Annotated in this window: 40 protein-coding genes, 2 tRNA genes and 2 pseudogenes; 17 read left to right on the forward strand and 27 right to left on the reverse strand. The window is 49.6% G+C overall.

Features of this window, described 5'->3' with window-relative positions; all coding sequences use genetic code 11:
* Positions 1 to 9: 9 nt before the first annotated feature.
* From EHO01S_RS15385 to EHO01S_RS15505, 26 genes and pseudogenes are all read right to left on the reverse strand, one after another.
* Positions 10 to 1,743, reverse strand: a complete 1,734-nt coding sequence (locus EHO01S_RS15385) for a terminase large subunit (protein ID WP_024524808.1) — start codon at positions 1,741 to 1,743, stop codon at positions 10 to 12.
* Positions 1,740 to 2,234, reverse strand: a complete 495-nt coding sequence (locus EHO01S_RS15390) for a phage terminase small subunit P27 family (RefSeq protein ID WP_024524809.1) — start codon at positions 2,232 to 2,234, stop codon at positions 1,740 to 1,742. The genes EHO01S_RS15385 and EHO01S_RS15390 overlap by 4 nt, the downstream gene beginning before the upstream one ends.
* 122 nt (positions 2,235 to 2,356) lie before the next feature.
* Complete coding sequence (locus EHO01S_RS15395; protein WP_024524810.1) at positions 2,357 to 2,707, reverse strand: HNH endonuclease; 351 nt, start codon at positions 2,705 to 2,707, stop codon at positions 2,357 to 2,359.
* 26 nt (positions 2,708 to 2,733) lie between these two features.
* Positions 2,734 to 3,012, reverse strand: coding sequence for an Rz1-like lysis system protein LysC (lysC, locus tag EHO01S_RS18520; protein ID WP_232238219.1), 279 nt, complete (start codon positions 3,010 to 3,012; stop codon positions 2,734 to 2,736).
* On the reverse strand, positions 2,903 to 3,304 hold the full coding sequence (locus EHO01S_RS19490) for a DUF2570 family protein (RefSeq protein ID WP_035370772.1): 402 nt from the start codon (positions 3,302 to 3,304) through the stop codon (positions 2,903 to 2,905). Before EHO01S_RS19490 ends, lysC begins: the two co-directional genes overlap by 110 nt.
* Before the next feature lie 4 nt (positions 3,305 to 3,308).
* Positions 3,309 to 3,530, reverse strand: coding sequence for a hypothetical protein (locus EHO01S_RS15410; protein ID WP_024524813.1), 222 nt, complete (start codon positions 3,528 to 3,530; stop codon positions 3,309 to 3,311).
* On the reverse strand, positions 3,527 to 4,099 hold the full coding sequence (locus EHO01S_RS15415; RefSeq protein WP_024524814.1) for a BRO-N domain-containing protein: 573 nt from the start codon (positions 4,097 to 4,099) through the stop codon (positions 3,527 to 3,529). Before EHO01S_RS15415 ends, EHO01S_RS15410 begins: the two co-directional genes overlap by 4 nt.
* 659 nt (positions 4,100 to 4,758) lie before the next feature.
* Positions 4,759 to 5,298: a lysozyme gene (locus tag EHO01S_RS15420; RefSeq protein ID WP_024524815.1), complete on the reverse strand. Its 540-nt coding sequence runs from the start codon at positions 5,296 to 5,298 to the stop codon at positions 4,759 to 4,761.
* 5 nt (positions 5,299 to 5,303) lie between these two features.
* A complete protein-coding gene (locus EHO01S_RS15425) occupies positions 5,304 to 5,567 on the reverse strand; it encodes a phage holin (RefSeq protein ID WP_232238218.1) in 264 nt (87 codons plus the stop codon).
* A 773-nt stretch (positions 5,568 to 6,340) separates the two neighbouring features.
* A tRNA-OTHER gene (locus tag EHO01S_RS15430) sits at positions 6,341 to 6,417 on the reverse strand.
* Positions 6,418 to 6,423: 6 nt separating this feature from the next.
* A tRNA-Gly gene (locus EHO01S_RS15435) sits at positions 6,424 to 6,498 on the reverse strand.
* A gap of 150 nt (positions 6,499 to 6,648) precedes the next feature.
* Complete coding sequence (locus EHO01S_RS15440) at positions 6,649 to 7,173, reverse strand: antiterminator Q family protein (RefSeq protein ID WP_024524817.1); 525 nt, start codon at positions 7,171 to 7,173, stop codon at positions 6,649 to 6,651.
* Positions 7,160 to 7,306, reverse strand: a complete 147-nt coding sequence (locus EHO01S_RS18960) for a hypothetical protein (RefSeq protein WP_155964363.1) — start codon at positions 7,304 to 7,306, stop codon at positions 7,160 to 7,162. The genes EHO01S_RS15440 and EHO01S_RS18960 overlap by 14 nt, the downstream gene beginning before the upstream one ends.
* A gap of 103 nt (positions 7,307 to 7,409) precedes the next feature.
* Positions 7,410 to 8,012 (reverse strand): recombination protein NinG, encoded by a 603-nt coding sequence (locus tag EHO01S_RS15450; RefSeq protein ID WP_024524818.1) that lies wholly within the window; start codon positions 8,010 to 8,012, stop codon positions 7,410 to 7,412.
* A 1-nt stretch (position 8,013) separates the two neighbouring features.
* Positions 8,014 to 8,211 (reverse strand): hypothetical protein, encoded by a 198-nt coding sequence (locus EHO01S_RS15455; RefSeq protein WP_024524819.1) that lies wholly within the window; start codon positions 8,209 to 8,211, stop codon positions 8,014 to 8,016.
* Positions 8,211 to 8,366 carry a hypothetical protein gene (locus EHO01S_RS18965; protein ID WP_155964365.1) on the reverse strand — a complete coding sequence of 52 codons (156 nt, stop codon included), beginning with the start codon at positions 8,364 to 8,366 and terminating at the stop codon, positions 8,211 to 8,213. Before EHO01S_RS18965 ends, EHO01S_RS15455 begins: the two co-directional genes overlap by 1 nt.
* Positions 8,363 to 9,073: a phage antirepressor KilAC domain-containing protein gene (locus EHO01S_RS15465; RefSeq protein WP_024524820.1), complete on the reverse strand. Its 711-nt coding sequence runs from the start codon at positions 9,071 to 9,073 to the stop codon at positions 8,363 to 8,365. The genes EHO01S_RS18965 and EHO01S_RS15465 overlap by 4 nt, the downstream gene beginning before the upstream one ends.
* A pseudogene (locus EHO01S_RS17695) lies at positions 9,066 to 9,520 on the reverse strand (recombination protein NinB). The gene EHO01S_RS15465 and the pseudogene EHO01S_RS17695 overlap by 8 nt, the downstream one beginning before the upstream one ends.
* Positions 9,521 to 9,683: 163 nt before the next feature.
* Positions 9,684 to 10,031: a phiTE_015 family protein gene (locus EHO01S_RS15480; protein WP_024524821.1), complete on the reverse strand. Its 348-nt coding sequence runs from the start codon at positions 10,029 to 10,031 to the stop codon at positions 9,684 to 9,686.
* The gene (locus EHO01S_RS18970; RefSeq protein WP_155964367.1) at positions 10,032 to 10,202 is read right to left on the reverse strand and encodes a hypothetical protein; all 171 of its coding nucleotides are present in this window, start codon (positions 10,200 to 10,202) and stop codon (positions 10,032 to 10,034) included.
* A complete protein-coding gene (locus EHO01S_RS18525) occupies positions 10,199 to 10,450 on the reverse strand; it encodes a hypothetical protein (RefSeq protein WP_071991040.1) in 252 nt (83 codons plus the stop codon). The genes EHO01S_RS18970 and EHO01S_RS18525 overlap by 4 nt, the downstream gene beginning before the upstream one ends.
* A 30-nt stretch (positions 10,451 to 10,480) precedes the next feature.
* Positions 10,481 to 11,917 carry a DnaB-like helicase C-terminal domain-containing protein gene (locus tag EHO01S_RS15490; protein WP_024524822.1) on the reverse strand — a complete coding sequence of 479 codons (1,437 nt, stop codon included), beginning with the start codon at positions 11,915 to 11,917 and terminating at the stop codon, positions 10,481 to 10,483.
* Entirely contained in the window at positions 11,907 to 12,797 is an 891-nt protein-coding gene (locus EHO01S_RS15495; protein ID WP_024524823.1) for a hypothetical protein, read from the reverse strand. The genes EHO01S_RS15490 and EHO01S_RS15495 overlap by 11 nt, the downstream gene beginning before the upstream one ends.
* Positions 12,784 to 12,945: a hypothetical protein gene (locus EHO01S_RS19165; protein WP_170207777.1), complete on the reverse strand. Its 162-nt coding sequence runs from the start codon at positions 12,943 to 12,945 to the stop codon at positions 12,784 to 12,786. The genes EHO01S_RS15495 and EHO01S_RS19165 overlap by 14 nt, the downstream gene beginning before the upstream one ends.
* 20 nt (positions 12,946 to 12,965) lie before the next feature.
* Positions 12,966 to 13,256 carry a CII family transcriptional regulator gene (locus EHO01S_RS15500; RefSeq protein WP_024524824.1) on the reverse strand — a complete coding sequence of 97 codons (291 nt, stop codon included), beginning with the start codon at positions 13,254 to 13,256 and terminating at the stop codon, positions 12,966 to 12,968.
* A gap of 106 nt (positions 13,257 to 13,362) precedes the next feature.
* Positions 13,363 to 13,593 (reverse strand): helix-turn-helix domain-containing protein, encoded by a 231-nt coding sequence (locus tag EHO01S_RS15505; protein ID WP_024524825.1) that lies wholly within the window; start codon positions 13,591 to 13,593, stop codon positions 13,363 to 13,365.
* Positions 13,594 to 13,694: 101 nt separating this feature from the next.
* On the opposite strand from EHO01S_RS15505, the gene EHO01S_RS19215 reads away from it, so the two are divergent.
* Together EHO01S_RS19215 and EHO01S_RS15515 are read left to right on the forward strand one after the other, a co-directional pair.
* A complete protein-coding gene (locus EHO01S_RS19215) occupies positions 13,695 to 14,366 on the forward strand; it encodes a LexA family protein (protein ID WP_024524826.1) in 672 nt (223 codons plus the stop codon).
* Between the two features lie 72 nt (positions 14,367 to 14,438).
* Positions 14,439 to 15,338 carry a hypothetical protein gene (locus tag EHO01S_RS15515; protein WP_024524827.1) on the forward strand — a complete coding sequence of 300 codons (900 nt, stop codon included), beginning with the start codon at positions 14,439 to 14,441 and terminating at the stop codon, positions 15,336 to 15,338.
* 173 nt (positions 15,339 to 15,511) lie between these two features.
* Here EHO01S_RS15515 and EHO01S_RS18975 read toward each other — a convergent pair whose 3' ends face one another.
* Entirely contained in the window at positions 15,512 to 15,775 is a 264-nt protein-coding gene (locus EHO01S_RS18975; RefSeq protein WP_155964369.1) for a hypothetical protein, read from the reverse strand.
* Between the two features lie 32 nt (positions 15,776 to 15,807).
* Here EHO01S_RS18975 and EHO01S_RS17705 point away from each other — a divergent pair, with 32 nt between their 5' ends.
* From EHO01S_RS17705 to EHO01S_RS15595, 15 genes and pseudogenes are all read left to right on the forward strand, one after another.
* A complete protein-coding gene (locus EHO01S_RS17705; RefSeq protein ID WP_051355225.1) occupies positions 15,808 to 16,047 on the forward strand; it encodes a transcriptional antitermination N peptide in 240 nt (79 codons plus the stop codon).
* A 1-nt stretch (position 16,048) separates the two neighbouring features.
* Positions 16,049 to 16,309: a hypothetical protein gene (locus EHO01S_RS17710; protein WP_035370777.1), complete on the forward strand. Its 261-nt coding sequence runs from the start codon at positions 16,049 to 16,051 to the stop codon at positions 16,307 to 16,309.
* A gap of 93 nt (positions 16,310 to 16,402) precedes the next feature.
* Positions 16,403 to 16,540 carry a protease FtsH-inhibitory lysogeny factor CIII gene (locus tag EHO01S_RS18980; RefSeq protein WP_232238217.1) on the forward strand — a complete coding sequence of 46 codons (138 nt, stop codon included), beginning with the start codon at positions 16,403 to 16,405 and terminating at the stop codon, positions 16,538 to 16,540.
* A gap of 112 nt (positions 16,541 to 16,652) precedes the next feature.
* On the forward strand, positions 16,653 to 16,970 hold the full coding sequence (locus EHO01S_RS15535; protein ID WP_024524829.1) for a hypothetical protein: 318 nt from the start codon (positions 16,653 to 16,655) through the stop codon (positions 16,968 to 16,970).
* Positions 16,970 to 17,791 (forward strand): annotated as a pseudogene (locus tag EHO01S_RS15540) (PD-(D/E)XK nuclease-like domain-containing protein); the annotation flags it as partial. The gene EHO01S_RS15535 and the pseudogene EHO01S_RS15540, both read left to right, overlap by 1 nt.
* On the forward strand, positions 17,781 to 18,584 hold the full coding sequence (gene recT / locus EHO01S_RS15545) for a recombination protein RecT (RefSeq protein WP_024524831.1): 804 nt from the start codon (positions 17,781 to 17,783) through the stop codon (positions 18,582 to 18,584). The pseudogene EHO01S_RS15540 and the gene recT, both read left to right, overlap by 11 nt.
* A 10-nt stretch (positions 18,585 to 18,594) precedes the next feature.
* Positions 18,595 to 18,888 (forward strand): hypothetical protein, encoded by a 294-nt coding sequence (locus tag EHO01S_RS15550; RefSeq protein ID WP_051355226.1) that lies wholly within the window; start codon positions 18,595 to 18,597, stop codon positions 18,886 to 18,888.
* Positions 18,888 to 19,400, forward strand: a complete 513-nt coding sequence (locus tag EHO01S_RS18730; RefSeq protein ID WP_051355227.1) for an ead/Ea22-like family protein — start codon at positions 18,888 to 18,890, stop codon at positions 19,398 to 19,400. The genes EHO01S_RS15550 and EHO01S_RS18730 overlap by 1 nt, the downstream gene beginning before the upstream one ends.
* The gene (locus EHO01S_RS15560) at positions 19,397 to 20,020 is read left to right on the forward strand and encodes an ASCH domain-containing protein (RefSeq protein WP_024524834.1); all 624 of its coding nucleotides are present in this window, start codon (positions 19,397 to 19,399) and stop codon (positions 20,018 to 20,020) included. Before EHO01S_RS18730 ends, EHO01S_RS15560 begins: the two co-directional genes overlap by 4 nt.
* Before the next feature lie 10 nt (positions 20,021 to 20,030).
* A complete protein-coding gene (locus EHO01S_RS17720; protein WP_024524835.1) occupies positions 20,031 to 20,336 on the forward strand; it encodes a hypothetical protein in 306 nt (101 codons plus the stop codon).
* 243 nt (positions 20,337 to 20,579) lie between these two features.
* The gene (locus EHO01S_RS15575) at positions 20,580 to 20,843 is read left to right on the forward strand and encodes a hypothetical protein (RefSeq protein WP_024524837.1); all 264 of its coding nucleotides are present in this window, start codon (positions 20,580 to 20,582) and stop codon (positions 20,841 to 20,843) included.
* A gap of 10 nt (positions 20,844 to 20,853) precedes the next feature.
* The gene (locus tag EHO01S_RS17725; RefSeq protein WP_051355228.1) at positions 20,854 to 21,273 is read left to right on the forward strand and encodes a hypothetical protein; all 420 of its coding nucleotides are present in this window, start codon (positions 20,854 to 20,856) and stop codon (positions 21,271 to 21,273) included.
* A gap of 49 nt (positions 21,274 to 21,322) precedes the next feature.
* Complete coding sequence (locus EHO01S_RS18985; RefSeq protein ID WP_071991041.1) at positions 21,323 to 21,547, forward strand: DUF4060 family protein; 225 nt, start codon at positions 21,323 to 21,325, stop codon at positions 21,545 to 21,547.
* Positions 21,548 to 22,146: 599 nt separating this feature from the next.
* Positions 22,147 to 22,494 carry a helix-turn-helix domain-containing protein gene (locus tag EHO01S_RS19350; RefSeq protein ID WP_071991042.1) on the forward strand — a complete coding sequence of 116 codons (348 nt, stop codon included), beginning with the start codon at positions 22,147 to 22,149 and terminating at the stop codon, positions 22,492 to 22,494.
* On the forward strand, positions 22,377 to 23,505 hold a 1,129-nt coding region (locus EHO01S_RS15595), incomplete at its 3' end, for a site-specific integrase (protein WP_255209548.1). The genes EHO01S_RS19350 and EHO01S_RS15595, both read left to right, overlap by 118 nt.

The raw sequence follows: 23,505 nt of genomic DNA on the forward strand, positions 1-23,505 counted from the left end.
TTACCTCAGTTAAAGCGAGCGGATCCCATAGGACTCAATGTGGTCAGACAGCGTGTCTTCTTTCTCGTACAGCATGGCTCTGCCAACCGCCATAATCAGCGCAACTGCACCGTCAATTTTGTTTTCCGCCTGCTCTTTGACGGGCTTCACCACATCATCGTTACCCGGAATGGTTTTGCCGACCACGTTGCCGATACACCAGGTCATGATGGGATTGCCATCATGATGAAAGCGCCCCGATTCAATTGCCGCTTCCAGCTCTTTCATCGGGTCGGACATGTTGGTGTAGTTCTGAATGATAGTGATGGGGTTCAGGTCTTCATCAGCAAGGTCATGTGACAACCCGGTCGCCCCGAAGGGGTCGATGGGTGACTCACTGACCGGGCTGATTTTGTTCGCCGCTTTGGCCTCCTCGAGGATGTAGCGATAATCCACCTCCGCACCATCGGTAACGGTCAGAACGCCCATTTCCACCCATTTCTGAAAGCGTTCGGCTGTCCGTCGATCTTCATTTTTCTCGACGCTGTACACCGTGTCATACGGTACCCAGAAACGCGGGGCCACACTGTAGTAATGCGTTTTACCGTCAATCTCGCGGGTATAAAGTCGCGCCATGCTGTTCATATCCAGCTTACGCGCCAAGTCAAAGGCCAGAATGCACGGCTGCCCCTCGAACTGCTCAAGGGTCAGTGATTTATCCTCGCAGCTCTGCCAGCTCACCAGGTTGAAATACGCTGAACGCGCCGACACCCAGATATTGAGGTGTTTTGTTTTAAAGACGTTTGCCAGACGGGCGTTATTTTTCGCACGCTGCTGCTGACTTAACAAAAATTCGCGATAAACCGACACGCCAATATTTGGATTGGCTTTTTCCAGCACCTGCGGGTCGGTCCAGTCGTCACCTTCATCAACGGTATAGATGATCCCGAACAGTTCATCGTTGGGTACCGAACCGTTGAGCATCTCGATGACTTCCCGCCGTTTGTCGTAGCACGGCCCCTCAATGTTGTACCCGGCGGTAGTGATAGCCCACATCAGTGGCTGACGTCGCGCCCCCATCCCGGTAAGCATCGTGGTGTAAAGCGCATCTGTGGCGTGCTCGTGATATTCATCCACCACCGCACAGTGGGGTGATGCACCATCACCGGGGTTACCGATCAGCGGTTCAAAACGCGCACCATCCTCCGGACGATTCATGTTTGAGGCGTTAACCTCAATCCCGAACGCTTCCGTCAGCATGGGTGTGCGTTTACACATCAGCCTTGCCGGACGAAAGACTTCCCATGCCTGTTTCTCCGTCGTGGCACCGGAATACACTTCCGCACCGAACTCGTTATCACAGGCAAAACAATACAGTGCGACACCGGCAGAGATTGCCGATTTGCCGTTCTTACGGGGGATTTCGGTATACACCTCACGGAAGCGGCGCAGCCGGGAGCCTTTATTGACCCAGCCAAACGCGCAGCAGATCACAAAGAGCTGCCACGGTTCCAGCGTGATGGGCATCCTCTTAAATGCCCACTCACCCTTGGTGTGCGGCAACAGCTGAATAAATTTGGCGGCCCGTTCAGCCAGGTCCTTGTCGAAGCGGTAACGAAACGACTTACTTTTTTCCGCCATCAGGTCATCAAGATGGCGCTGGCAGGCCTGAATCACAAACTGGCAGGCCACAATCTTTCCGCGCACGACATCACGGGCATACTGATTGGCAGCATTTACGTTGGGGTAAGATTTCCGGCTCATGATTCGATGATTTTCAGAAACGGGTTAGTGGCTTTCTTCTGCCCCGCCAGGCCAATCAGACGCTGGCGGCTGCTGGGGTCAAGTCCGAGCATTGCCCCCGTACTGCTCATCTCGGACTCCTGTTCTTTTTTGGCGGTCAGCTCCGGATTTTTGACCATACCGCCCATTGCACCGGTGATGGTGTTGCCCTGTCTGGCAATATTTTTTACGGCACGTCGCCAGAACTCGTAGGCCACGCACCACCGCTCAAGCACCGCAAGGTCAGTCACACACAACAGGCCCTGACCGCAGAGTTCTTTGGTTGTCAGTTGCCACATGATCGTGGCGAGAGGGAGATTTTCTTCTGTGAACCACTCCGGTGGCTCAACACCTTTGATGGGCGTAAAAACAGGTTCATCTTTGTTCAGGGCTCGCTTGCCGGGGTTTCCAGCCAGCGCCTTGCGCGCCGTTGGCTTGGGGCGACGCCCGGAACGCCCCGCCGTTCCAGCCATATGCGGCACTCCTGGTTAAATTTCATTTTTCGCGGGTATAAAAATTCGATGAGGCGGGCAGTCCTGACAGGCATAGGCCACAGAGATTTAACCCGCCCCCCTCTGGCAGTAGAGACTGTTTCTTACTTCAGCCGTTCACGGGCCGTCTTCGCCTTATGGCAGGGCCAGCACAGACTCTGTAGATTACTGTCGGAATCAGTGCCACCATGAGCTTTAGGGATGATGTGATCAACGGTTTTCGCTTCACGCACCACACCGGCGCGCAGACACATCTGACACAGGCCTTTATCACGCTTCAGCACACGAATTCGAATTGAGTCCCACCTCGAACCATAGCCGCGCTGATGACGAGATTGGCCTGACTTGTATTGTCTCCAGCCTTCACCTTTATGCTGTTCACAGTAGCCTGACGGATCAGTAGTGGTATTACGGCAGCCACGAACTCGGCAGGCTTTTGGGATTCGTGGGGACATTAATATATTCCTGTTCTTTGTCCAGACTATTTGCCTGCTGCCAGCAAAGCGTTACGGCGCATCTCGATACTTCGAATCCCCGCTTTATCCGCATTACACTGGCCCAAGGCAGACAGCAGGCGCATATTTAGATCCAAGCTGGCCCCCCAGGTCAGCGGATCAGGTACTGTCGGTACTGGCGTGTCGGCAGTTAACTCAGTGCTCAGTGGTACTGCTGGAGCCGGAACGTATACTGTCCGCGTACTGCCGCAGCCGCTGAGCAGCGACAGCAGGCACAGACCGACGAGCGCAATCATCGCCCGCAATAGCCACCGCGATATCTCGCGCGGCTCTCTGTGACTCCAGTGCGATCTGGCGCTTTGCATTTCGATTAGCCTCCACCGCCTGATTCATGATGTTGAGCGTCAGCATCACGTTGTCTGTAATCGCCTGGGCTTCCCCGGCATCACGCTGCGACCATTTAGCCTGCCACGCTCGCTCAGCCTCATCCTTTCCATCTGCATGGCCAGCGGCGTACCGCCAGGACGACAGCCCCCAATACGACAAAGCCACCAACGCGATTAGCGCCAGTGGCTTCCATGGTATTTGAATGTTCATCTTTTCAACCTATCTGGCGACCTTTTGGCTTCCGTCCCTGCATGTCCGCCCATGATTTTCCAACCCGCATGCAGTCGTCGAATATGGCACCTTTCTTACTGGCTTGAGAGCAACGACGATAATGCTCTACGGCCATATCGGCACCCATTAAGGCGACATTGGGATCATATCCCTGTTTCACTAGGACGCTTTTCACATTACAGTGGATGAATTGGATCGGGTTCATGCCGGCTCTCCATCAGGAAAGTCTCCTAGATCAGGAATTGATAATTGGGTCAATTGCAAGGCAATCTCTGTAGCTTTCTTGATCAATTTAATGTCACGCTTACGCTGCGCCATCAAACCACTACCTTTTTTCCCGCGATATTTGAGAGACTTTTTGTCAAACACATCTATCGCATCAAGCATTTTTTGCCCCGCAAGCTGCGGCAATGTCTCTAGATTCAAATGCCCAACCTCAACACCAGACTCTCTTTCGGCCAAATCAAGAAGCCAGATACGAAGCTCTTTAGCTATCTTGGTTCGCGACATCATGCCAATAAGGTGCGCCCCTCGAGGAGAAAACAATCGAACCTGAGTGTAATCTATCATGCTGTTTTTATTACACTTCCTCACTTTGGTCACAATTGTCATGCTATCTGTAAACTCATCTTTATGACGATTGTAGATATTGGAAACCTTATTTGAATTCGCATAACCAAGCAGATCTGCCAATGCCTCAGCGGTAAACCAAATCTTCCCATCACCATTATCAAATGGAATCACGGTATTGTTTTTGAACGTCAGTTCGTTCATTGAGCGTACTCCTATAGAAATGAGCCTCGTTGCCCAGAAACGCCGCCCGCAGAGAGGTCGCCACCTATAACGACGGTTCTCCAAGGCTCATTTCTGTAAGGCTCTGCGATTTACATGCGCCGGGCATGGCGCAGATATAAAAAAACCACCAACGCGGTAAGCGTCAGTGGCTTATTGATACAGCCTCAAATTAATTGCCAGCACCGAGGCACCCACCCACAGAAGCTTCCCCTCGTTTTGGGGTGACCTGGTCAACATTTGCGCTACCCAATTTTGGGGAGCTCAAACGTTCAACGATGATGCTGCAGATGTGTTCATATCGGCTTTACCTTTTAGTGATGAGTCTTGTTCGCACAGGAAGACGGCCCCAAGAAGGCTCCGACAGCCAGCCGGTTCCTCAAGGCTCATCCTGAAAGGTTCTTGGTGATATGCGTTGCGACACGCAGATATGACAAAAGCCCCGGTATAAACCGAGGCTTTACGATGTTAAGTGTGTATTTGCAGGATTTTGTTTTATCCGCTCATCGGAGCGAACCAGACTTTTTAGATGATAATGCTACAAAGCAACGATGCCAGCGAATATCAACCAGCCCCACCCATCATGACCACTGACCGCTACAGCCGCCGCCATCAGAAAACATAGCGCCGATATGTCGTGCCTACTCATGATCAAGCCCCCAACACGCCAACGCAGCCTCTTCATCCCGGCGCGTCACCTGTCCCAGGCAGTTGTTTGCACGAATACGGCAATCACGACCGCGATCGTAAATCCACCGCCGAATCTCCCTACACGCTCCACGACGGTCGCCAGCATTCAGCTTGCGGTAGAACGTAGACGTAAAACACTTTCCGGGACCAATGTTGTAGGGACAAAATGAGGCGATACCGACCTTCTGTGGCTCAGTCAGTGGAACATGCACATTACGTGCAACCCACGCCAGCGCCTTATCGCGTTCTATGGCGTTGTACTTCTGGCACTGCTGCTCCGTTAATCGCATCCCCTTAGCAACTGGTCGGCCATCAGTGCGAGTCACTCCCCGGCATATTGACCAAATGCCGCTGCCGTCACGGTAGGCTACCAGGCGATTTCCCTCTTTCTCAGTCAAAAACTGATCCATCAGCTGAGGTGCCGACGCGCCACCAGCTATCAGCGTCAGCATAGCCGCGCTAAGTGCTGCTGCCTTCGCTCTACTCGCCATCCAAATCAGTCCTCCCACATGCGATCGACTTCTTCCGGTGTCACTAGCTCATCCGCGCGGCTACGTCGGTAGTCAATCCACTGCCTCAGCAACCGCTCTCGGCGACAACGGAAAATAAACCCCGTGATGTAACCCAACACCGAGAAAAAGATCCCAATGATGATGCCAATTACCATCCACTCAGATGGCGAGAAGAAATTGATAACAGATGACAAAAAAGACATGGCCCCACCCGCCAATAGGGTGTTATCTGCCGTACGTAGATACATGCGCATGATCTCCACATCCACCTACGGGGCAGGGGCAATAAAAAAGCCGCAAAAGCGGCCAACAGACAGAATTAGTCATATAAAAAAAGCCCGCTATAAGCGGGCCAAAAACACGATAACAACATAGGATCATAGGTTACTCAACATTGTGGCCGTTACTCAGCACAGAAATGAGCAACAAGGGCACGCAACACTCTAGATTTGCCCACACCACCATCGGCAAAATAAGAGTAGTCAAGGATGTATATTATGTACAAGTAAAAAAAACAAAAAATTCCCGCAAAAATACCAAGTTGTGATCATTTACACAATCCGGCAATTCTAGCTGTGGGTTTTATGGATATATATCTTAAAATAATCTACCAAATACACAAAGCTCGCACTACAAACAAGTTATGAGATCATGTTATTTAATAGGGCTAAAATGCTTAGCATCAACAATTATATTTCTAATCATATTACTGCTAATTATAATTTAGCCAAGACTTATCACTAATAAATACATACTTATTAAGTCTTATATATGCTTTATTAACTTATATAAAGCAAAAATCATCAATTATGCATACAACGGAGCTTTCATCAGCAATTGTGGTAGCTGCCCCAAGCTGAGCAAATGAGCAGCCAGGGTCAACACACTGCGTTGAAGAATTCCCAGCTTCCCTATACCACATTCGGCTGGGGCAGCCATTGAATTGGCTCTAACAGAGTAGGAGAATAAAGCCAATGCTGCCCCATGCGAATGTGAGCGTTATCTCAAATTCTCAATAAAGTGGACCGCCACCGAGGACTCGAACCCCGCACCTACAACCTCAAAGTTATTGACTCTAACCTGATGAGCTAGTGGCGGATGGATTGGAGCGGCCAGCGGGAATCGAACCCGCATCATCAGCTTGGAAGGCTGAGGTAATAGCCATTATACGATGACCGCATTGTATTTCTTTTCGCAAGAGTAACTGACGAGCTTAATATAACCAATCACATTAGACCTGTTCAACTTGCTACAAAACGCTGCCTTAGCGTCCCTTACGAACAACTAGTGCAGCGTACCCTTTTATAGTGTGCCAATGTGCCAATTATGTCAACAAGAAAAAGCGACTTTATCCCATAATTTTGCACGTTGCTTCACGTTAACGTCACGTTTGCGAACGTTCATGGCAGGATACAACTCGCGATAAATCATCCATAGCGCTGCATCAAGTATCTGATCGACCTCTCGCTGACATGTTCGGAAAGATGGCCGACGCCAACCATTCCCCCCTCTACCAACGATTATCTTGCGAGGTTTTGCAGTTCCGAAAAGGTAAGATGCAATCTCTCGTTTAGAAGCACAGAACTCGTAGTAGCTATAAATGATGCCAAGCGCCTTTTTGTCGATAGCGAGGACGCGGTCTACGACCTGAGAAATCAACATACCGTCGTCGTCGTTACACATCGGGCGCGATGGCATTACCCGAGTAGGGTCTGCCGCTTCCATGTACTTTGCGATCACACTGGTCATTCGCTTTTCCAGTCTCCCTGAATAGCACCAGGCACCCCACTGTTGCAGCCAGCCGTCAATCCATTGGTACTGCTCGTCAGATAGCTTCATGTCATGCACGTTCATTCGGCTTTTCCTTGTTGGCGTTGCTGCGATTGATGATTTCCCGGCGCTGCTCCTGCAATCGGATTATCTTTCGCTCCAGTTCTTCAATCTCGCCATCGAGGCGATTTATTTCGTACAGTTCGTAGAGTGTCATCACCGCTTCTCCTTCTTGCGTGGGGTGTGATCCCATGACTGAATGCCGGTGGTTGGTTTTACTGAGGAGTGAATCGGGGTGAACAGCGATAGGATGTAGGCGATCAGACTTCGCATAGATTCTCCTGTCTTAGCTCTTTGGTCTTTCTCCGATACTTCGCGGCGATTTCTTCCAACTCCTCCCGCGTCCACTTCCTGGGCTCATGGTGTGACATGAGCGCATCGAATCGCTCCCGGCCGATTTTGGCGATCAGGTTTGGCGTGTAGTTTTCGATATTCCCGGAGAGGTGGTTATTACAGGGTTGGCATTGGCGATGGCAGTTATCCTCATCGAACCTAAGCTCAGGGTTAGCACCGGTGGTTCGATAGTGCCCGGCGTGCCATTGACCGGTGTGGTATCGGCCACAACTGATGCACGGCTGGTCTTTATCTCGCTCTCGGATGTATTCGTTGAAGGACTGCTGGGCTTTCTTGATGAAGTAACTGAGGGGTTGTATTGCGCGTTTCCGTTCCTGGTGCTTCTTCCTGCTCTCTAACTCCTTTCTCTTTCGTCGTCGTTCTGCCGCCTGTATCGCTCGCTGTCGCTCTTTCTCTCTTAGCTTGATGGCGAGCTGGGCTCCGTGTTCTGGACAGCACCATCGCTCATAGGGAGCTTTTGGCATGAACCATGCGCGGCATATTGCGCACTTTCTCTTTCTCAACTGCATATCACCTCCAGCATGGGTTAATCATGCCCCGCGGAGTCTTTGGTTGGTATTCGCTCTCCGGTAGCTTGGCGGCCACATCCCACAGACGCGGATTGACATTCAGGCTTTTGTGCGCCTTGAATCCCCGCTTTTGATATTCGTCAACCAGCCGGTCGGCTTCCTCTGAGATCATGCCCTGTTGCAGAAACCATGTGAACATTAGGCCACCTCTTGGATATCCAGGTCGCAGACGATAGCGCCACTGATGCCGACGAAGCGCATAAAGACATCGCGGGCAGATAGCGGGCTTTTCGATACAAGATCAATCTCGAACGGAAAGGCGTTCCAGGTGCAGGTGATTCGGTAGGTATTCATGCAGCATCCTCTCCAATAGCTTTAAGCAACCCATGATCCAGAAGCTTCCTGGTTAACCATTGCTGCCCCTTTCCGGTTATTTTTGATGTGAACGAGATCGTCACGCCGTGGCTGGTGTTGACGGCTGTTTCCTTAACGGTGAAATAGCCACGGCCTAAATACTCCTGGCGAGGTACGTTTCTGCGCTCGCCTGCCGCCATAAGGACGCCGTTATCACGCAGCCAAGCAAACAGCTTGTTCTGTCCGATCCCTACCGCTTTAGCGTAGTTACCGATAAGGACACCGCCAGCCTCAGAGACGCGATCAGCGAAATCCACTTTTGGCGCAGCGATAGCGAGTTGGTTTTCTAGCTCTGCCTTCTTCTCGGCCAGGTCAGCGGCCAGTCGCAGCGCTTCGGGTAGGGTTTGTGGTATGGCGGGCTGGGTGACTCCTCTCTCAAGTTCATCCCAGCGCTTTACCAGCGCAGCCGTAAACTTCGGGCTGTTCTGTGCGACAAGGGTGATGGAGTCCAGTTTGTTTAGGCGGTATTCGGTGTATGTATTTCCTCGATGTTCAAAATTTAACTCAGCCAATGGCTGGGTTAAAACTCCAGCACATCTCAGCCTTTCCGCACTTCGCTTGATGTCACTGTGATTCTTCCCAAGCAACTCAGCAATTTCACGAGTCCCCATAGTCATCTCACCAGTCATAGCCATTAAGTCATTCATCCTGCTTCTCCTTAATTCGCTTATATTCTGAATCGCCAGGTATCGTTAACAGGCAGCCGATATTGGCCGACCACGATTCAACCTGACTCATGAAATAATTCATTGCGCCGGTGTCTAGGTTGGACGTTCGGCGTAGTTCTTTGACGGTTACTCGCTCACCATTGACAACATCAACCCGCTCGACGTCTTCATATCCGAGATAGGTGTGTTTCATTGCGCTCTTAACCCATTCAGGCGTAGCGAAGCCCTTACCTCTGCGCTTGAGGTAGTCGCTTATCTCGCCACACCACATGTGAAAAGTGCGTTTTGGGACAGGCTGCGTTTATTTCTCCACGGCTTGAGTATCAGGCGATATTCACCATGTTTTAGCAGTTCCTGGATTTGATGGCCTACAGATTGGAAGTTGAGCTTGGTGAGTTTTATTCCGTCTTTGGATATGTCATTCACTATCACCCCACTAGTTTAAATATCAGCACAGGAACGCCGCCAGTTACTGCCCACAGAATTAACGCAGACGGAGCATTCCTAAATGGACCTCCATATCTATGGACAGTGATAAGCCAAATGAAGAACCAGAAGAAAAATGTAACATTGAGCCAAATAGCCATAATCACTCCTCCGGCGGGTTGGGCGTCAGCATGTAATGGGTGAAAGTTACATCGCGATCATCACCCAGGTCTAACTGAAAACCACCATCATCCGGAAAATAAATCCCCGTCCATACGACTTGGTTACTGTCTAAAAGAAGGACGCTGCATTCTTCCTCGGGAGGCTCACTACACTTAATCCACTTCGGCTGCGCTGCTTGCCATGCTTCCTCCCACGCGCCTTTCGCTAATTGACGCCGAGCAATATAATCGTTCCATTCATCCGATGCGTAATCGGGTTCTTTCCAATTCACATCGTCTCCAGATTCAACGCCGGTAAACCACTTCTCAAACTCTTCTCGCATGTTCATTTACATCTCCTCAATAGAAATGATTACAAAGGCGACAATAACCATGAACACGGAAATAGAGGCTGCCACTCCAGAATGGAAAGTGAAAAACTCACCGCCGCCACAATAAAAGACAAACCACGGAGAGAGAAAAGCAGCAACATATAGTGATATCTTTTTCAGCAATTTCATTTTTCACCCCACGTAACAATACTCTCACCACAGAACGGACAGAAGTTTGCAGCAACGCCATTGCCAACATATTTACCAGAGTGTATCTGCAATATGTCATGGCCTGGCTGGCCAGTTTTCACATTGATTCTCATTGGAAGGAATAAACCTTTTTTCTTCGAAGAAGGTGACGAACCGTCAATTGCTTTACTGAGAACTTCACATGGAGTGAGGTGAATACCATTAACCTTGCATTTTTCATTACCCATAAATCACCTTTTGATTAAATTTAGACATCATTAAAATCCGCCCCTCTTCTTGGACTTCGGTTCCTCTCGCTCACGACGGCGCATCTCAGCAGATTGTTGGTCTGTGTCATAAATAGCGCCATTTGACTGAAGGCAGTACACCGTTCCGGTTTTTCCATGGCGATTTAGGCGGAGGATTAGCTCGGTTTCTCCAGGCGGAACGCTGTCATCAAAAGCGCCTTCCCGGTGGATACCAACCCAATAGTCGCAATCCTGTTCAATCTGCCCCGTATCTCGTGAGTCGCTTGGTAATGGCCGCTTATTGGTTCGGCTTTCCAATGCGCGGTTAAGCTGCGTCAGGAGCACGACGACGCAATCAAGCTCTTTGGCAAGGTTCTTTAGCCCCTTGGTGATCATGCCGTAAGCCAGGTCGTTGCGATCTGCCTTTTCAGCGGTCATGAGCGTCAGGTAATCAACCAATACCATGCCAACGCATCCTTTTTCTCGCTTGATACGACGGCTTTCACTGACGATTTGAGCCAGCGATAACCCCGGCGTGTCGTCGATGTAAAGCATGTTGATTTCACTCAAGCGATTGGCTGTTTTTATGGCCTTACTGAAGTCACCATCGTAATCCCCCTGATATCCGTCATCGGTGTCATTTGTCGCCGGAACGTAAAAAATATTCGGGTTAACACCTGACTTCTGCCCGACCAGCTTTTCCAGTATCTGGTCGCCGGGCATTTCAAGGCTGAACATCAAAGCTGGTTTTTTCTCCTGCACTGCGCAGTTGATTGCCATCTGGCTGTATAGGGTAGTCTTCCCCATTTTTGGTCGAGCGCCAATGACGAAAAGTGAGCCCTTCACAAGTCCTTTAGGTGACAGCATTCTATCCAGCGATGGGATACCTGTGCTCATTCCTCGCTGTTCGCCTGACGGGTCAAATCGCTTCTCAAGGTCGTTAACCCAATCTTCCATGACCTCACCAAATGCGCGAAGGCCGCGACGCGATCCTGTTTTTGCATGGTCAGTCAGTTGCGTGAAAATCGCCTGAATGGCTTCGTACTTCTGCGTCGCAGTCATTCCGTTTCGGGAATAGAGCAATTCCGTTGCTTCGGTCATGCGGTTGATCGCGTAGCGCTCCATTGCGGTTTCGCGAACCTGCATGGCATAGGCCACGATGTTTGCTGCGCTTGGCGTGTTCTTTGCGATCTCAGCGATATACGCAAAACCACCAACTGATTCCGTCAGTGATTTGCGTTCCAGTTCATCGAAAAGCGTCAGGACATCCACCGGCTTTTGCTCTCGGTGCATCCTGGTGATTTCTTCGAAAAGAGTTTTGTGCGGCCGACTGTAAAACGAATCAGGTTTAAGCAAAGACAGAACCTTCTGCACTCGCTCACTGCCGTCATCATCCAGGAGCAATCCACCAATCACCGCTTGCTCTGCCTCGATACTATGCGGTGGCGCATAAAAATTATCGGTCATCGTGCTCACCCTCACGAACTTTCAGGTAGGTATTATCGTTAAGCAGGAAATCAAATCCCTTTTTGTGCCAGACGGTGCCGCGTTGATGGTTTTGCCGCTCTTCGAACATCCAGCGGCAATTCCCTCCAACGTAGGTTAAATAATCTCTCCAGTCCTGCATCGTGAACCCATGACCATCAAGCTGGCGGGTTAGCACTCCGGCTTTTCTCCAGAAAGTTCGGATCTGGTTTTTACGCTTGTCATTCAGCGCGCGGATTCTTGGCGCTTCAGGAAGGATTTCGTGGTAAGCGTCGACAACATCCTGACAGCTCACGGAAGGTTTTTTCTTGTCAGACTTTTGGTCTGCTGTGCCACTCTCTAATACGTCAGTATTAGAGATATTATTTATATTATTGTTTATGGACAACCGTTGGACAACCGTTGGACAATCTCCGCTGAGAGCCGCGTCATTACTGGTGTTTGCGTTGGACAACCGTTGGACAACCGTTGGACAATTTTTTGCCTGAAAATCGTCATATTTAACGATTGTAAACAGGCTAAACTTCTTCCCCATCGAGCAAATATTGAGCATGCCTTTCGACTCAAAAGTACGAAGTAAACTGCGAACTTTGTTGTCTGGAATGAATGTCTCTCTGACCAGCGACGGGCGTCCAGTTATCATCTGACCGCGATCAACAGTTATCGGCCCGATATCCGTATTGACGACAGTAGACTCATGGTTTGCCTTGAGGATTAAGTGAAGCCAGAGATGTACTGCCTGAGAGTCCTTATAGAGCCTGCTATCCATGAACTGGCGGTGTATAGAGACATACCCCATACCGGATGCCTCCTGTTGTTGTACAGAGTTATTCCTGTAATCAGCCAACTTAACGACGCTCATGTTTCACCCCTGCCTTGGCTAGACGGAAAACACCAACAAGGCGCTCTGCGAACGCTCTGTTATTTGCTGCTGCAACCACTAACCCCTCAGGTGAATCAGGGTGTCGAATCTCTTCTTTTTTCTGGTATTTATTACGACGTTTTGCCATAATTAACTCCGTTTCTTGGTTTAGAACTCCGCACTACTAATGCCCTCGGCTGCCACCGGGGGTTTTTCTTTTGTGATACTCTCCAGCGCATACTGAAACGCTCTGCTTATCGGACTGATGTCTGATGCCATCCCAAAAGCGCACAGAATCGACGCTATGAAGCGCCAATCTGTTCTACTTATCTTCGACTCATGACACCCGATCATGCTCGCTAGGCGTCGCTGAGTGAGCGTAGAGAGATTGATGAGCAAATCCGTCTCGGCACGGTCAACGTCACGCGCTTCGACTTTGCTATAACTTGCAACTTTCATTTGGAATAATTCTCCTGTTAAGTAAGTACAGCCGTACAGCCGTTATGGTTGTTGTGTTTGCCATCTGTGTTCAGTTGGCGACCAGGATGTTAAAGAGCGGTGTTGCTTAGGCGGCGTTTAGTTCAGGCCAAATGCTGGCCCATTTCTCAGGATGAAGATGCTGGCGGGTTACAGCCCCACCGCTCTCTTTTTCAATAAGCACTGACAGCTCTGCTCCCAGAGTCTGGTTTGCGCTGATTGCCTTGCGGAGGTATCCAATTGATGTCCCGCAACGACTGGCGAAATTTGCCTTTTCAACCTGAGATAGCGTGTTCAAGTAAATTCGAAGTTCGTTCATGTCTATCTCCCGTTTTGATGATTGCAGTTTACCCGTGGGTAAACAATACGTCAATACCTGTGGGTTATTTACCTTGCGGTATTTGAGGGTAGACTTTAAGCATGGATAAATATGAGATAAGAAGACTTCAGCTGATCAAGCTGAGGGATGAAATGTGTGCTGGAAAGGCTGTTGATTTGGCTAGAAGAATCAGCAGGGAGCCGTCGTACGTTTCAAGAATGCTTTACCCTGAGGGGAAAAAGCAGAAAAAGCGCATAGCTGATGACATGGTTGAGGTTATCGAGTCAGCTTTCGGGCTTCCTCGTGGATGGATGGACGGAATTTCAGGATGCTCTAGCGATGAAAAGCGTTCTGTTGCCGTGAATAAGTACCCCCTATTCACCACCGTTCAGGCCGGTGCGTTTACCACGACATCGGAGTCATACACCGAGAAAGATGCCAAAGCGTGGATCGAGACATCCAAGAAAGCTGGTCGCCGCGCGTTTTGGCTTGAGGTGGAAGGCGCATCTATGACGGCTCCGGCAGGAAATCGCCCCAGCTTCCCCGAAGGAATACTGATTTTGGTTGATCCTGACCAGGATGTTGAGGTGAATGACTTCTGCATCGCTCGCATAAACGGCAACGAATTTACCTTTAAGAAGCTGATCCGCGATGGCGGAGTCAACTACTTGCAGCCACTAAACCCACAGTTCCCGCTTCTAACATGCGGTGATGGCTGTACGTTCGTCGGCAAGGTGATCATGTCACAGTGGCCGGAAGAGATGTTTGGGTGATGCTGAGTAACACACTGTAGACGTACAACTTTAACCTAACACAGCAAATCGAAAGAAACGACGAGGGCTCGGATGTCCCAAGAATTATCTTTAACTTTTACCGAAAACATATATTATTCAACCAAAGAACCTGTAAGCATTAAAGATGTGATTACCTCCCTTCAAGGGTGGGAAGCCATCGCAAAACAATCAGAAGGTGTTTTGCAGGAGCTGACAGGGGCTAATATTCTTGATATATCGGTGCATGTTGCGCGATTAGAAGCAGGAAGCCTCTATGAAGATATTGTTATTAAATTCCTCTTTGGTAGCCAAGAGGAAATGGACAAGTTTCTTGTTAGCGCTCATGCAAAGCTCGGAAATGGGAAAATGAGAAACGCTCTCGTTGGCGCTGTTGTTGTTGGTCTGCTTGGATATGGCTTAGTTCTAGCAACTAAGGCTATGGCTCCAAACAACACCTCCCACTTTGAAGCGAATAACAATACGATCATCAATATTGGTGCCGGTGAGGCTAATATTTCACCTGATCGCCTTCAGGCAATCATAGAAAGTACGGTTACCAATAAGAAGACTCTTGCCAAAAGTTCCATTAAGACGCTTGCCCCAGCTAGGGCAGACGAAGGAGCTACGATGGTCATAGGTACAGGGGGCGGCACAGTGACCATTCCCGCTGAAACCATTAAAAAGGCCCCAACTGAAGTTGTGTTCACGCCAGAATCATATACTCAGGATCATTTTGATGTGGATGTTGAAATCCGTGCATTAGACCTCGACAATCCAGAGAAAGGTTGGGCTGCTGTTATCCCTGGATTGATAGATCGAAGAGTAAATATGGTTCTTGGCCCCAACGTAAAACCATCAGATTTTGCAGGTAAATTTGCTGTACGTGCTGATATAACAATAACGTATCAGCTCAAATCCTCAGATAAAAAATACCAACCAAAAGAAGTCTTTATAAAAGAAATAATCAAATAATTATACCTGACCACCACCTCGCCGGTTTTTCTTTGCCCGCCAATCCCTTTTCCCCAACCGGCCACGCGCCGGTTTTTTGTGACCAAAATCCCACTACCTAACCGCAGTACTAGCCCCACAAAAAAATAAAAATCCTTTGATATCAAACAAATCCAAAGTCACGCCAAAAAAGTTTACCTTTGGGTATTGATAAAGAGATTACCCACGGGTATATTTACCCCATCGAGACGGAACACAGTCTCCCGCTCTTTAACAATGAGGTTCTCTTCTGAAGACAGAAGAGCCAAAGCGTAAGCAGGCTTTGGGATTGGGTGAATGCGCAGGCTGATGCGCACCCATGTTGAGGCAGCCAATGATGCCGTGAAAATCGGCACATACAACAAAGGCAACGTAGAAACAGCTGCGAACGTTGCAATCCGGAGTTCAGCACCGGACACCCAATCACCAAAGTCTGCTAAGGGGAATGATCATGAACGCACGACAGCGCTATAACGCTCGCCGCATGGCCGAGTTTAACGCACGAAAGGGAAGTGAAGCCGCAGCCGGTCGCAAGCTGGAAGAGGCCATCGGTGGCTGCTCTATCCGGGTTCTGAATGCCGTCGCGGTGCCTAAGCGTAAGCCGAAAGAAACCGGCTCTATCTGCATGCCTGACGTGGCAATTTATTACGCTGGGTATCGTAAACAATCTGATGTTAGTGCTAGGGGGTGATATGGATATTGGTGAGTGTGAAATCCATGCGTACAAGTCAGACATGGTTAATGCAATTCGTTGTTCTATCTCTTCGATGTTAGTCAATGGTCTTGGGACTGTTTCTGCGGCAGAGGTTGTTATGGAGTTTTTAGCTCCAATGTCTCAACTGGGAATTACTGACCAAGAAATTTATGACATGTTAAATGACGCGACCGGCTCATCCTCTGATGAAGATGATGTTATTGGTGAGTTGATGATTGAGTTTGGTGGTGAAGATTAACTGAAACAATAGCGCCTTGTACCACTTGGGGGTTCGCCCCCTTTTTTATAAAGGGCATACGGTGCCTTTCATAAAAAACAAACGGAGAAGCCCATGATGAATTATGCCATCGCGGGCGGAACCTTCATGGGTTCTGCTCAACGACCACATCTGTCCGACATTATCGAAAACGCAAAGAAAGCGATCAAAAAGCTGATCGACATCTTAAACCAACCAGGCAACCCCCTATGAACACTTACACGAAGCGATTGCTATCTGCATTAGGTCGCAAGGCGTTAGTAGAAAAAGATAACGTCCTGTGGAGTGTGATTATGGGAATGGCTAAGGCCAATGGAGGGGTACGGTGAATAACAGCGAAAAGATGCTAGATACCTACCTAAAAAATTACGCCAACGCGCTGGGAGAGGAAGACATTATCTCTCGCAACGCTGAATTTATCGCATCACGCATGCGCGCTACCGATTTTCTCGCGGTAATCAAATCATCTGATCTACTTAATGGGGATAAGGCAGCGCAGGATGCAGTAGCGCAGTCAGATTGGGCTGATGAGTATTTCAGTAACGTGATTTATGACATGGCCGTTCGAATTGCCCAAATGGAACGAGCCAACGAGGTGGACACCGCGATTAACGATCCGAATCCGTATAGCGAGGTGGCATGATGCAACCCGGCATATACCCGTTCATCTCCAACCACGATTACCACCACGGCGCCGGGATTAGCAAATCACAGCTCGACCTGATCGCCGAGTGCCCCGCCCTACTTCCTTGGCAAAAAAACGCCCCTGTCGATGAAGAAAAAACAGGGGCGCTAGACTTCGGCACCGCCTTTCACTGCCTGTGCCTTGAGCCGGAAGAATTCGATAAACGATATGCAGTGGCGCCTGTTGTGAATCGACGCACCGCCAAGGGAAAGGAGGAAGAGGCGGCGTTTATTGCAGAGTGCGCCTCTATGGGAATACAACCGCTGTCGGCAGAAGATGCGGCCAAGCTGCGAATGATGTACGACAGCGCAATGGCTCATCCTCTCGCGCGGTGGATGCTTGAGTCATCCGGACAGTGTGAATCCTCCATCTATTGGGAGGACGATGAAACCGGCGTTCTGTGCCGGTGCAGGCCAGACAAAATCATCACCGACTTCCATTGGCTGATCGACGTCAAGACGACGGCAGACATGGATAAATTTAGCCGCTCATTCTACGACTATCGCTACCACGTTCAGGACGCCTTCTACACCGATGGATACAAGAGACAGGTTTGCGAACAGCCTGTTTTTGCATTCCTCGTTGTCAGCACGTCGATCAACTGCGGCAGATACCCGGTGAACGTCTTCATCCTTGACCAGCAAGCCAAGGACGCCGGGCGAGCCGAATATCAGCGAAATCTACGCACCTATCGCGAATGCCTGGATTCAAACGAATGGCCTGGCATTAAAACCCTATCACTGCCCCGCTGGGCAAAGGAATTACGAAATGACCAATAACCAACAGCCTCCGATCGCAACGGCAGATTTGCAGAAGGCACAGTCGCAAACGCCAGCGATAAAGCCAGACCAGAAGCTGATCAACTTCATCAACCAGCCAAGCATGAAAGGTCAGATTGCTGCGGCGCTTCCCCGCCACATGGCTCCCGATCGCATGATCCGAATCATCACCACGGAGATTCGCAAAACCCCTGCACTTGCTACCTGCGACATGCAGAGCTTTATCGGTGCTGTGGTTCAGTGTTCACAGCTTGGCCTTGAGCCGGGCGGAGCATTGGGGCATGCCTACCTGCTCCCGTTTGGAAATGGCAAGGCTAAGTCCGGGCAGTCAAACGTCCAGCTTATCATCGGCTATCGCGGCATGATCGACCTGGCTCGCCGCTCCGGGCAAATCGTCAGTATTTCAGCCCGCACCGTTCGCGATGGCGATCAATTCCACTACGAATACGGCCTTGATGAAACGCTAAAGCACGTTCCAGGAGATAACGAGTCCTCCCCCATTACTCACGTATACGCAGTCGCCAAGCTGAAAGATGGCGGCGTGCAGTTCGAAGTAATGACGTTCAACCAGATCGAAAAGGTTCGCGGGCAAAGCAAGGCCGGAAACAATGGGCCATGGCAAACCCACTGGGAGGAAATGGCAAAGAAAACGGTCATTCGCCGCCTGTTCAAATACCTTCCCGTCAGCATCGAAATGCAAAAGGCCGTCATTCTCGACGAGAAAGCCGAAGCCAATATCGATCAAGAAAACGCCTCGGTAATTAGCGCCGAGTTCTCTGTGGTTGAAGAGTAACGATTAACGCATGGCGGCAATGGCCGCCTTTGGAGTGATGATGGGTGATTGTGGTGAAGATTACAGCGCTATTCGCGAGCGCAACAAAAAGAATAAAAATGATCGACTGCAACAGAACAAGGATTTAATTAATTCATCTGGAATTAAATATAAAGTTGATTCATCTGGCTCTATGCATTTTGAGACGCCGAACGGAAAAGTTATTTTTTATCCAACAACAAACAAGATTCAGCATAAACAAAGAATCATGTTTGGCGGTGCAAAGAAAGCAATTGATTACATCAATAAGCAATGGAGGGAGTGATGATGAGCCAGGTAGACAAACAGGCACTGCGTAAAGCGGCAATGAATGCAACTCATGGTCCGTGGGAAGAGGATGAATGCGGAAATGTGTTGATTGTGCGCGACGGCATAGCTACATCCTTGCTGACTAGTGTAGTTGGTTACGACACGTCAGGGCTAGAGGATATTCGTAATGCCGTGTTCATCGCCGCAGCTAACCCCGCCACCATGCTAGCGCTGCTGGATGAAAACGAGGCACTAGAGAAGCGCGTGGCAGAGCTGGCGGAGGAAATAGCAAATCTAAAAGCAAAAGCCTTGTATTGGGACGCAGACAACACCGAATCTTCTTATGAAGACCCCACAGACATTGCCAATGACCTAGATCTTAATCCGGGTGACCATTTCTATGTTCAGGTGGCATATCTCGACAAAGACAGGGAATACATTGTCAACGATGACAGGTCAGTGTCCTGTACTCAACTAGTTGATAACAGCGCTGCTGTAGCCCAAAAGCTGTTGGAGGCCAAAGCATGAAAGAGCGCCCGATTATTTTCAACGACGAGATGATTCGCGCCATCCTCGACGGTCGCAAGACCATGACCAGGCGGCCGATGAAAGGCGTAATACCAGACAATGGCCTTTGGTTGAAAAAGCCAACCAAAACACGGAGTGGGATAACCACTCACGTCATGGATGCGCCTAAACACGGATTGTGCCCGTTCGGTGCAGTAGGTGATCGCCTGTGGGTGCGCGAGGCATTTCAAGGCCCTTTATTCGACGAAGATCAGGTACAGGAATATTGGGAAGATAGCTCAAGATTTGAGAATCCAGAATTCTGCGAATACAGAGCAGACGGTAATCATGAGCCGGAATATTTCGACGCTGACGACAACCTGCGTCATGGGTGGAGACCATCTATCCACATGCCTCGCTGGGCATCACGTATCACGCTGGAGATAACCGACGTCCGCGTAGAGCGCCTACAGGACATCACAGAAGAGGATGCGCAAGCTGAGGGGGTAACACTCAGTAATCCGCAAATCATGTCGCACAAAGACGAATTCAGCCAACTATGGGGGGAGATCTATGGTGGTGATGGATGGCGTAGTAATCCCTGGGTGTGGGTAATCGCATTTCGGCGTGTTGAGCAGTAAGGAGATATTGATGTGTAAAAAATATAGATTAACCGACGCTCAAGTGTACACCTTACGCAGAATGCGCATTGGGACGCGGTTTTTCATGCAGCACGATGCCCGGCGCGGACAAGAAGAACGCGGTAACTCCAGAATTAACTGCCCTTCGCTTCCTGTTTTATTCAGGCTTGGATTGGTCGATTTTTGCAGTGATTGCTTAAAGCAGAAAGGGACGTGGTACAGAGTCAGATTAACGTCAGACGGCATAGCAGCTTCCGGCCTTGCCCAATTGAAAAAAGAACAGCGTCAAAGTGCTGGCGCAAGTAAGGGGGAGTGATGGCTACCAACGAAATTCTTATCGTTAACAAAATTGGTCGAGCTGACGGTGATTACGGATGCTACTGCCCTCACTGTGGCAAACCAATGTTCTTCAGAGAGGATGAACTGGAAGACATCCGCGGCTCCCAGTACCAGCATTCTAGAGTGATAAACCTCATAACTGGCGAACGGTGCGATGGCTGGCTGGAGGTGTCGTCCAGTGCTGGTTACTCGCGAATATTGTTCGATCAGGGGGTGTGAGATGGTTAAGCTGACCAAGAAAGAAAGAGCATGGATAGACGAACTTCAGGCTGTCCTAAATAGGTGTCCGTCGCCGAAGAAGATCGGCTTTTACACCACAGGCAACCGGTTTCTCATGCTGTACGACCTACGTCGTATTGATGATGTCACAGAAGTCCTAGACAACCAGGGGTCTTCGGATTGGTGTACGGCTGTTTGTGATGTCGGGGCCGATATTGAGGAGAGGATTACCTTTCCATCCCCTATTGAATCCACTGCTGGATAAGGACTAACCCATGACCACGATTACCAAAGAGCAGTTAATGGCTGACATTGCTCACGCAGAAGAAAAAGCAAAGTCGCTATGTGGGCCATGTGCTGATGATCACGTACGCCTAGCTCACTGGCTACGTATCGCGCTGGCGTCGATGGAGGCTGAGCCGGTGGCGTATTTAAACCGTTTTACCGGTCGTTCGTTTGAGTTAGGACAGATGCCTGGAGCAGATAAAGATCCAGACGTATACATTCCGCTCTATGCCGCCCCGCCAGTGCCTGCAACAGAGCACTCAATAAGCGAAAATTCTGTCCATGATTTGTTTTTGCGGGCAAAGGCGCTGATGTATCAATCAGGCGGTTCGCCTATCGAACACTCACTAAATCCTGTTGATGCATGGCTGTTTGAAGCTGAGCGACCAAGAAGCAGGCCGAACCTGTAAGCCCTGCTTACAAGTTGCCAGCAGCACAACAGCATGAGGTTAAGCGGTAGTGAAGCACATCATCCGAAACGCAAAATCAGACACAGAGAGAGCGGCCGCACAGGCCGCTTTGTCTAGGCATCAACAAACATTCGGAGACTATGGCGTACAGAAAAAGATATTCATCTATCGAGTTAAATTTGGTGGCGTAGTTATCCCGGTAGATATCGTTAATCGTCGTAGCTCATATGTGGCTACGGTTCGTAATGGTCATGTTGGATTGGGGAGGGTGTGATGATCACAATCATCGACGAGAATAACCTCGTTACCGAGGATGGGGTGGAGTTGGTGGCTGAGGTTATTGATGACAATTTTCTAATGTGTACCGATTGCTACTTTCAATATTGTGAAGGGTGTGACGACGCGCCATGCTCACCTCACCTTAGAACTGACGGCCGTGACGTAATCTTCGTGGAGAAAAACCCATGTTGACACGACTACAGGCGCTGCAAAACAAAGAGGTAGCCAGAGCGCTAGGCCACTTAACCTTCATGGGTATCAACTGCAAGCGAAACCACGGTGCAATCCGCTATACGGTAGATGGGGCTTGTATAGAGTGCCGCAAGATAAGCAACCGACACACCCAGGCGAGACTAAAGCAAAAACGCAAGCAGATGGATAAGGGCGTAGTCGCTGGGCCATGCTTCGATGCTCCGGTCATGATCATGGGATTCCCTGGGAGGGTTTTGCATGAGTCCAGATGTTAATTATCCATATTTAACCAGAGAGGGAACATGAAACCTGATCACTACATCGCTCTCGCAAGGCTGCTTAAGGCAGCCTTTTTATTGCACTGTTTTCCATTTCTGTTAGCGCTTCTCTGGAGGTAATACCGTGGATAGTTACTCGTTAACACTAAAGGAAGCGTGCGAGTTCCTTGGCATCTCTCGTCCAACCGCAACGGCGTGGATCAAATCTGGCCGACTCATGGTGACCCGTAAGAACCCGGAAAAACGTCAATCACAGTATTTGACAACTCGACAGGCCTGTATTGCCGCTCTCAACTCACCGCTGCATACTGTAGCGGTGAGCGCGGCAGGTGACATAGAGGAGAAAACATGTCCATCTTCCGCAGAGGTAAGATCTGGTACGCCAGCATCAGCATACCAGGCAAGAAAAGAGTTAAAGAATCTCTTGGGACAACGGACAAGCGGCAAGCTCAGGAGCTGCACGACAAGCTGAAGTCTCAATTATGGAGGGTTGATCGGCTTGGTGAAATGCCTGACTTTACGTTCGAAGAGGCCGCGTTACGGTGGCTTGAGGAGAGGAGCGATAAAAAATCACTGGACACAGATAAGAGCCTGATTGGCTTCTGGCTCCAACATTTTGAGGGCGTCAACCTCAAAGATATTGATGAAGCTAAGATCTACAAAGCGGTCAACAAAATGACAAACCGTCGTCATTATGAGAACTGGAAGATTTCAGCCGCCTCCGCAGAAAAGAAAGGGGAGAAGCCATCCCCTTTCAAACCAAAGGCTGCGTCAGTTTCTACCAAAGCTGCGCACCTAACATTGCTGAAATCAATCATGCGCGCAGCAGAACGTGAATGGAAGTGGATTGATAAAGCCCCGCTGATTAAAGTGCCTCAGCCAAAAAACCGCCGGGTAAGATGGCTTGAACCCCATGAGGCTAAGCGCTTGATTGAAGAGTGCCATGAACCACTAAAATCCGTTGTCACGTTTGCTCTAGCTACAGGGCTTCGTCGATCAAACATCATCAACTTGGAGTGGCAACAAATTGACATGTCCAGGAAGGTTGCATGGATCAATCCAGAGGACAGCAAATCAGGGAGAGCTATTGGCGTAGCGCTAAATGAAACGGCGATTAGAGTCCTTCTTTCCCAAATGGGGCGCCACAACAAGTATGTTTTTGTGCACACCAATGCCGCGACAAGACCAGATGGGAGCAAGACGCCAAAGGTGAGGAAAATGCGCGTTGATGACAACTCGGCATGGAATAGCTCTCTAAAAAGAGCGGGGATCGATAACTTCCGCTTTCATGACCTACGACATACTTGGGCAAGTTGGTTGGTTCAATCAGGAGTTCCGTTATCAATTCTACAGGAGATGGGGGGATGGGAGTCTATCGAGATGGTGAGACGTTATGCGCATTTAGCGCCTAACCATTTAACCGAACATGCGTGCCAAATCGACTCAATCATGGGAGAAGATGTCCCAAATCTGTCCCAGGAAA

Origin of the sequence: Edwardsiella hoshinae NBRC 105699 = ATCC 33379, assembly GCF_000474215.1 — a bacterium.
Classification (GTDB): domain Bacteria; phylum Pseudomonadota; class Gammaproteobacteria; order Enterobacterales; family Enterobacteriaceae; genus Edwardsiella; species Edwardsiella hoshinae.